Annotated in this window: 7 protein-coding genes and 1 pseudogene; 7 read left to right on the forward strand and 1 reads right to left on the reverse strand. The window is 61.8% G+C overall.

Annotation, left to right across the window (positions count from 1 at the left end; genetic code table 11):
- The coding region (locus WBR57_RS14080) for a penicillin-binding protein 1A (protein ID WP_424084337.1) at window positions 1-1,938 on the reverse strand (1,938 nt) is incomplete at its 3' end.
- 229 nt (window positions 1,939-2,167) lie between these two features.
- Between WBR57_RS14080 and pilM the strand changes: the two genes are divergently transcribed.
- The 7 genes and pseudogenes from pilM to WBR57_RS14115 all read left to right on the forward strand — a co-directional run.
- Window positions 2,168-2,821: a type IV pilus biogenesis protein PilM gene (gene pilM / locus WBR57_RS14085; protein WP_424084331.1), complete on the forward strand. Its 654-nt coding sequence runs from the start codon at window positions 2,168-2,170 to the stop codon at window positions 2,819-2,821.
- Window positions 2,821-3,372 (forward strand): PilN domain-containing protein, encoded by a 552-nt coding sequence (locus WBR57_RS14090; RefSeq protein WP_424084332.1) that lies wholly within the window; start codon window positions 2,821-2,823, stop codon window positions 3,370-3,372. Before pilM ends, WBR57_RS14090 begins: the two co-directional genes overlap by 1 nt.
- The gene (locus WBR57_RS14095) at window positions 3,369-4,340 is read left to right on the forward strand and encodes a pilus assembly protein PilP (RefSeq protein ID WP_424084333.1); all 972 of its coding nucleotides are present in this window, start codon (window positions 3,369-3,371) and stop codon (window positions 4,338-4,340) included. The genes WBR57_RS14090 and WBR57_RS14095 overlap by 4 nt, the downstream gene beginning before the upstream one ends.
- A 144-nt stretch (window positions 4,341-4,484) precedes the next feature.
- Window positions 4,485-5,738: pseudogene (locus WBR57_RS14100) on the forward strand (type IV pilus secretin PilQ); the annotation flags it as partial.
- A 4-nt stretch (window positions 5,739-5,742) separates the two neighbouring features.
- The gene (gene aroK, locus WBR57_RS14105; protein ID WP_424084334.1) at window positions 5,743-6,261 is read left to right on the forward strand and encodes a shikimate kinase AroK; all 519 of its coding nucleotides are present in this window, start codon (window positions 5,743-5,745) and stop codon (window positions 6,259-6,261) included.
- Between the two features lie 125 nt (window positions 6,262-6,386).
- Window positions 6,387-7,487, forward strand: coding sequence for a 3-dehydroquinate synthase (gene aroB / locus WBR57_RS14110; RefSeq protein ID WP_424084335.1), 1,101 nt, complete (start codon window positions 6,387-6,389; stop codon window positions 7,485-7,487).
- A 10-nt stretch (window positions 7,488-7,497) separates the two neighbouring features.
- On the forward strand, window positions 7,498-8,594 hold a 1,097-nt coding region (locus WBR57_RS14115), incomplete at its 3' end, for an AAA family ATPase (protein WP_424084336.1).

Genomic DNA, 8,594 nt, shown 5'->3' on the forward strand with positions numbered 1-8,594 from the left:
GGTCGGGGTCGTGCCGTTGGTAGCCGGCGCTGCGCCCGGGCTTGGCTCGATGGTGATGCCGCCATTGCTCGGGGCTGCCAGGCCATCGGTGGCGGCCACGCCGTTGACCACGTCACCTGGCACGCGCGGCGGGTTGGCGGTGAACAGGGTGTCGCCGTTGCGGCTTTCAATCTTGTCGATCAGATAGGGCGCGATCTTGTAGCCGCCGTTGGCGAACGTGCTCCAGCCGGTGGCGATTTCCATCGGCGTCAGGGTGGCGGTGCCGAGGGCCAGGGACAGGTTCGGCGGCAGGTCCGATTTGGCGAAGCCAAAGCGCGTCATGTAATCGATGGTCTTGCCCACGCCCATTGCCTGCAGCAGACGGATCGACACCAGGTTGCGCGACTTGTACAGCGCTTCACGGATGCGGATCGGCCCAAGGAAGGTGTTGGTGTCGTTCTTCGGACGCCAGACCTTGTCCAGGTACTCGTCGACAAACACGATCGGCGCATCGTTGACCAGGCTGGCAGCGGTGTAGCCGTTATCCAGCGCGGCGCTGTAGATGAACGGCTTGAAGCTCGAACCCGGTTGGCGCTTGGCCTGGGTGGCGCGGTTATAGTTGCTTTGCTCGAAGGCGAAACCGCCGACCAGGGCGCGAATGGCGCCGTTCTGTGGGTCCAGCGACACCAGGGCGCCCTGGGCCAGCGGCACCTGGCTGAATTTGAGGCTGTCGTCCGGCTGGCGTTGCACGCGGATCAAATCACCGACCTGCGCGACATCCGACGGCTGCTTGGGCATCGGGCCCATGCTGTTGGTGTTCAGGAATGGGCGCGCCCATTTCATGCTGTCCCAAGCCACATGCGCTTCGCCGGTGCGGGTCAGTACCTGCACGCCATCTTTCTTCACCTGGGTGACGATGGCTGGCTCCAGGCCGCTGATCGGACGCTGTTTACCCAGCTCGGTGGTCCAGGCGCTCAGGGTCTTGCCCGGCAGGCGCGACTCTGGGCCGCGGTAGCCGTGACGCTGGTCGTAGGTGACCAGGCCGGAGTGTACGGAGGTATTGGCGATTTCCTGCAGGTTGCTCGGCACCGTGGTGGTCACGCGGAAGCCTTCGGTGTAGGCCTCGCTGCCATACCGGCCGACCATTTCAGCCCGCGCCATTTCGGCGATGTACGGCGCGTTCACTTCCGGCGTCGGCACGTGGTAGCTGGCATTCAGCGGCTCGGCGACAGCGCTTTCATAGGCGGCCTGGTCGATCTTGCCCAGCTTGTACATGCGCCCCAGGATCCAGTCGCGGCGCTCCTTGCTGCGCGCCGGGTTGGCCAGGGGGTTGAAGCGCGACGGCGCCTTGGGCAGGCCGGCAATCATTGCCATCTGCGCCAGGCTGGCATCACGAATCGACTTGCCGTAGTACACCTGCGAGGCTGCCTCGATCCCGTACGCGCGGTTGCCCAGGTAGATCTTGTTGACGTACAGCTCGAGGATTTCATCCTTGGTCAGCTGGCGTTCGATCTGCAGCGCCAACAGGATTTCGGTGGCTTTACGCGAAAAGCTGCGCTCGCTGGTGAGGAAGAAGTTCTTCGCCACCTGCATGGTGATGGTGCTGCCGCCGGACTGAATGTGTCCGCTCTTTACCAATTGTGTGGCGGCACGCACCAGGCTGCTTGGGTCGACGCCATAGTGGTTGGCAAAATTGTCGTCTTCGGCCGACAGCAGCGCGCTGATGAAATTGGGCGGAATGTCGGCAAAACGGATCGGTGTGCGGCGCATTTCGCCGAACTCCGCGATCAGCTTTTCATCGCTGCTGTAGACCCGCAAAGGAATCTGCAACTGGATGCTTCTCAGGGCCTCTACGGAGGGCAAACCCGGACTAAGGTAGAGGTAGGCCCCGCTGAGCACGAGCATCAGCCCGCAGACGATCGCGACAATGGAGTACCCGAAAAACTTCAGCAGACGAATCAAGGCTTTTGGATTTCCACAGAAAAGAATGAGTTAGGCGTCGGGGCATGCATGACAAACGATGGATCAACCCGAGCTGCAGATAAAGCGGAAAAAAACGCTGGGCATTAAAGCATTTTTCGACTTGGGGCGTCATTCGCACCGGTGTCAAGTCGACCGAATGCACGGTGCCCAGCGCCAATCAGGCGGTAGGACTGCCGGTATGACAGGCAAAGGTTTAGGGAGTTTTATGAGAAAGGGATTTTTCAGGCGAAAAGGCAACATCCTACTGGGTGTCGACATCAATGACGCCGCCATCCGGGTGGTCGAACTGGGCCGTTCCACCTCCGGTTACAACATTCAGGGCTACACCACGCAGGCGCTGCCCGCCCACGCGGTGGTGGATGGCACACTGCTCGATCTTGAAGGGATCGGGCGTGCACTGCAGGCTGCCTTGGCCCGGCTGTGCACTTCGGCCCGTGGCGCTGCCATCGCGGTGGCGGGGCCATCAGTGATTACGCGACTGATCGAGATGGACGCCGGGCTCAGTGATGACGAGATGACATGGTTGATCCAGATGGAGGCTGACCAGTACATTCCTTATCCATTGGATGACGTGGCCATCGACTTTCAGGTTCAGGGGCCTTCGACCCAGCACCCGGCGCGGGTGCAGGTGTTGCTGGCGGCGTGCCTGAAGGCGCAGATGGAAGCCCGCCAGGCCGTTTTGACCCTGGCCGGGTTGGTGCCAGAGGTAGTCGATGTCGAAGCGTTTGCATTGCAGCGCGCTTGCGGTCAGGATTTCGCCAGCTTCACGCCGGGCCATCGAGTCGATGGCGCACAGTGGGCCGTGGATGCCCAAGGGATGGGAATTGCTTGCGGGTTGGCCCTGAGGAGTTTCACTTGATGACACGAATCAATCTTTTGCCTTGGCGCCAGGCGCTGGCAGAGCGGCGGCGCAAGTACTTTCTCGCGTTTTTGCTGGCGTTCGCCTGTGTGGCGCTCGCAGCCGTGTGGCTGGCCGACCAGGTGATCGACCAGGCGATTGACCGGCAAGTAACCCGCAATGACCATTTGGGCAAAGAGGTCGGCGTGCTGGACGCGCGCATCAATACCATTGATGACCTGCAGGCGCAAAGCCAGCAATTGGCGGAGCGCATGAAAGTCGTTCAGGACCTGCACGACTCCCGTTCGTCCGGTGCCCAGTTGCTCGACCAACTGGCGCGCGCAGTGCCTGACGGTGTGCATCTGCATGAAGTGGTCGCGAAGGGCGACACGCTGAGCATCAGTGGCAGTGCTGAATCCAGCCAGGATATCGCCCAGTTGATGCGCCGCCTGGAGACCTCTGAAGGCGGGCGCGCAACCCGGCTGCAACATGTGCGGACGGAACGCGCTCGCGGCAACAACGAATTCCAACTGATGGTGCGCCAGGGAGAGTCCACCGAGGCCCAGCCATGAGCCTGCCCAGGCTCGATATTTCTGCGCTCACTCACAACACCGCACAATGGCCCCTACCCGGCAAGGCCCTGCTCGGCTGCGCGCTGGCGGGTGCGGTGTGGGTGGCCGGTGAGCTTGCGTACCTGAGCCCTTCGCGGGACCGGTTGCGCGAGGCCGAGGCGCAGGAAGTGGCCCTTCAACAGCAATTTGAACAAAAGGCCGGCTTGTCCGCGAGCCTTGAACAGCGAGCGCTTCAGGTTCAGCGGCTGCAGGCCAAGAGCGACGAGTTGTTGCAGGCATTACCCGGCCAATCCGAAGTGCCTGGCTTGCTGGAAGACGTCGCTCGATTGGCGCTGGTCAATGGCTTGCTCGTCGAAAGCGTGATCCCGCTGGATGCACAGCCTCGGCGATTCTACAGCGAACAGCCCGTGCAGATCAGTGTGGCTGGCGCGTATCACGACTTGGCGACATTTGTGAGCGGCCTGGGTGGTCTGCCGATGATCGCCACGGTGCACGATGTTGCGCTGCGCCGTGATGGCAAGCTGCTGCGTCTGGACCTGCTGGCCAAGACCTATTGGCATGGGCGGCAGGATGTCCCCGCCGGTGAGCCGGCGATGGGCGGGCAGGCTTTCGTCTACGACGCTTCTGGCTTGCGCGATCCGTTCCAGCCGGTGGCCGTTCAGGTCGATCATTTGCCCGGCCGGGCAGCCCGTGCACCGGATATCACGCGGCCACGTGGGGTGTTGGAAAAGCTCGCTGTGGATCAGTTCGAAATGGTCGGGACCCTGTCCCGCGGGCTACAGACGTTCGCTCTGCTGCGAGCTGCGTCCACGGTGCATCGCCTGGCAGTCGGCGATTACCTGGGGCCGGACCACGGCCGGGTGACAGCCATCCATGATGGCTATATCGAGCTGGTGGAGCTGTTCCCCGATGAGCAGGGCACATGGCTGGAGCGTTCACGAACCCTGGTGTTAAACGTCAACTCATAACGGAAGCAAAAAATGAAAAGGACTTTCTCGTCCTTCGGTGTGGCGCTATGGATAGCGTTCGCGGCACCGATGGCTACTGCTGTGCCCAATCGCGTGGATTTGATTCACCTGCCGCCTCCCGGCAATGCTGCGCCGAGCCTGTCTTACAGCGGCGACAAGCTGAACCTCAACTTCCAGAACATCGATTTGCGCGCGGTGTTGCAGCAGATTGCTGACGTGGCCGGGCTCAACCTGGTGGCTAGCGATGAGGTGCAAGGTTCGATCACCTTGCGCCTCAAGGATGTGCCGTGGGACCAGGCGCTGGACCTGGTGCTGCAAACCAAAGGGTTGGATAAGCGCGTGAAGGCGGGCGTATTGCTGGTGGCACCTGCCGAGGAGCTGGCCGCACGCGAGCTGCTGGTGTTGGAATCGCGCAAGCAAATGGCCGAACTGGCGCCGTTGCGCCGGGAGCTGCTGCAGGTCAATTACGCCAAGGCGGCGGACCTGGCCAAGCTGTTCCAGTCGGTGACCGGTCTTGAGGGCGTCACCGATGAGCGCGGCTCGGTATCGGTGGACGACCGCACCAACAACATCATCGCCTACCAGACCGGCGAGCGCCTGGAAGAGCTGCGGCGGATCGTGGCGCAACTGGATATCCCAGTGCGTCAGGTAATGATCGAGGCGCGGATTGTCGAGGCCAATGTTGATTACGACAAAAGCCTCGGGATGCGCTGGGGTGGGCGCCTCAACCAAGGCAATTGGAGTGCCGGAGGGATTCAGAAACCTTTGGCTGAAGGCGCTGAGCCGTCGGCAAACCCGCCCAGCTCACCCTTTGTCGATCTTGGCGCGTTGACCGGTACATCCGGGCTGGGCCTTGCGTTTATCACCGACAACCTGCTGCTGGACCTGGAGCTGACGGCCATGGAGAAAACCGGCAACGGGGAGATTGTCTCGCAGCCCAAGGTGGTCACTTCCGACAAGGAGACCGCACGCATCCTCAAGGGCACCGAGATTCCTTACCAGGAATCCACTTCCCAGGGCGCGACATCGGTGTCATTCAAGGAGGCCTCGCTGTCGCTGGAAGTGACCCCGCAAATCACCCCGGATGGCTGGGTCATCATGGAGGTCAGGGTGACCAAGGATGAACCCGACTACCTGAACAGGCTCAACGACGTGCCACCGATCAAGAAAAACGAAGTCAACGCCAAGGTGCTGGTCAAGGACGGCGAGACCATTGTGATCGGCGGGGTTTTCTCCAATACCCAGAGCAAAGTGGTAGATAAAGTGCCATTTTTGGGCGATGTGCCGTATCTTGGCCGCCTTTTCCGGCGCGATGTGCTGGCGGAAAGAAAATCCGAGCTGCTGGTATTCCTGACTCCGCGTATTATGAATAACCAGGCGATTGCTGTGAGTCGTTGATTCTGTGCGAAATTTGATTCTTGTAGGACCGATGGGCGCTGGAAAAAGCACCATCGGCCGTTTGCTGGCCAAAGAGCTGCGCCTGCCATTCAAAGATTCCGACAAGGAAATTGAATTGCGCACGGGTGCCAATATCCCATGGATCTTCGATAAGGAAGGCGAGCTGGGCTTTCGTGACCGCGAGCAGGCGATGATTGCCGAGCTCTGCGGCTGCGATGGCGTGGTATTGGCCACTGGCGGCGGCGCGGTGATGCGCGATGAAAACCGGCGCGCCCTGCATGCCGGTGGTCGCGTGGTGTACCTGCATGCGTCGGTCGAGCAGCAGGTGGGCCGTACCGCGCGTGATCGCAATCGCCCTTTGTTGCGCACTGCCGACCCGGCCAAGACCCTGCGGGATCTGCTGATGCTGCGCGATCCGCTGTATCGGGAAATCGCCGATCTGGTGGTGGAAACCGATGAGCGGCCACCGCGAATGGTGGTGCTCGATATTCTCGAACGCCTGCAACGGCTGCCACCCCGTTAAAGCCTGGCCCGAAATGCGCTATTCTCGGCGGCGCGTTATCACCCCTTGGGGTGTGGCGTAGAGCCATCAGGCGGCGTCGGAATTCGACGTGGCCGGTCGTCAATACATCTTCAACGCGGGGACACATGCAGACACTTAAGGTCGATCTAGGCGAGCGCAGCTACCCGATCCATATTGGCGAGGGCCTGCTGGACCAGCCTGAGTTGCTTGCGCCGCATATTGCCGGACGGCAAGTGGCGATCATCTCCAACGAAACGGTCGCGCCGCTGTATCTTGAGCGTTTGAGCCGCAGCCTGGCGGCGTACTCGGTGATCTCCGTGGTGTTGCCGGACGGCGAAGCCCACAAGAACTGGGAAACCCTGCAACTGATTTTTGATGGCCTGCTGACTGCGCGGCATGATCGCCGCACCACCGTGGTTGCCCTGGGCGGCGGCGTGATCGGTGATATGGCCGGCTTTGCGGCCGCCTGCTACCAGCGCGGCGTGGACTTTATCCAGGTGCCGACCACGTTGTTGTCCCAGGTCGATTCGTCGGTCGGCGGCAAGACCGGCATCAACCACCCGCTGGGCAAGAACATGGTCGGCGCGTTCTATCAGCCTCAGGCCGTGCTGATCGATACCGCCACCCTTAATACTTTGCCGCCGCGCGAGCTGTCGGCGGGCCTGGCGGAAGTCATCAAGTACGGGCTGATCTGCGACGAGCCGTTCCTGAGCTGGCTGGAAGAGCATGTGGACGCGCTGCGCGCCCTTGACCAAGTGGCGCTGACCGAAGCGATTTCGCGCTCTTGCGCCGCCAAGGCGTTGGTGGTGAATGCCGACGAACGGGAGTCCGGTGTACGGGCCACCTTGAACCTGGGCCACACCTTCGGCCATGCGATCGAAACCCATATGGGCTATGGTGTGTGGTTGCATGGAGAGGCTGTAGCGGCTGGCACTGTGATGGCATTGGAGATGTCGCAGCGCCTGGGCTGGATCAGCGCCCAAGAGCGTGATCGTGGCATCCGCCTGTTCCAGCGTGCCGGCTTGCCGGTGATCCCGCCTGAGGAGATGACCGAGGCGGATTTCCTCGAACATATGGCGATAGACAAGAAAGTGATCGACGGTCGCCTGCGACTGGTGCTGTTGCGCCACATCGGCGAAGCGGTAGTGACCGACGATTATCCGAAAGAGATTTTACAGGCCACGCTGGGAGCGGATTACCGCGCCCTGGCCCAGCTTAAAGGTTAATAAGATCCCGATGACTAGTTTGCATGCCGACGAGGCGTTCCTCGGCCATTACCAGTTAAGCCATGACCCTTTTGCTCCACGGGTGCCTGGTTTCAAATTTTTCCCGGCCCAGCGCAAGCCGGTGCTCGGCCAATTGCACCACCTTGCGCGCTACAGCCAGCTGTTGCTGGTGGTGACCGGCCCCTTGGGCAGCGGCAAGACTCTGCTGCGCCAGGCGCTGGTCGCCAGTACCAACAAGCAGTCGGTGCAGAGCGTGGTGGTGTCGGCCCGCGGTGCCGGTGATGCGGCGGGCGTACTGCGCCAGGTCGCCCAGGCACTGGAGGTCGCCACGGCCGAGCCGAATGCGATCCTCAAGCAGGTGGTACAGCTGGGCCTGACCGGCCAGGAAGTCTACCTGCTGGTGGACGACGCCGAGCAGCTCGACGAGTCCGCCCTGGAAGCGCTGCTGGCGCTGGCAGCGGGCACGCCGGAAGGTCGCCCGCATGTGTTCCTGTTCGGTGAGTCGTCGTTGATCGCTGATCTGGAGCAGATCAGTGGCGATCAGGAACTGTTCCACGTCATCGAATTGCAGCCGTACGAAGAGGAAGAAACCCGCGAATACCTGGCTCAACGCCTTGAGGGCGCAGGGCAGGGCATCGAACTTTTCACCGCTGCGCAGATCTCTGATATTCACGAAAGCTCCGACGGCTGGCCTGGCACCATCAACCAGGTTGCCCGCGATGCCATGATCGAAGCCATGATTGCCAGCCGCTCTGCGGTCAAGCGTCCAAAGATGGGGTTCACTATGCCTAAGAAGCACGTACTGGCCATTTCTGCCGTTGTGGTGGTCGCTGTTGCCGCCGCCTGGTTGATTCCTGGCCGCAGCAAGGCACCGACCACCGCTGGCGCGCCAACCGAACAAGCGCAGTTGCCATTGGGCAAGCCCACGCCAAACGTCGAATTCGCCAATTCAGGCCAGCCGACCAACCTGCCGATGGTCGGCCAGCCGGTGATGCGCGGCCCGCTCGCCGAGGAAGCCGGTGGCATTTCCGAAGGTGACGACGGCGTGCCGGTGGAAGGCTCCAGCGCCACACCGCCAACCGTGACCACTACCGCGCCACCTGCAGG

Source organism: Pseudomonas sp., from assembly GCF_049590575.1.
Taxonomy (GTDB): domain Bacteria; phylum Pseudomonadota; class Gammaproteobacteria; order Pseudomonadales; family Pseudomonadaceae; genus Aquipseudomonas.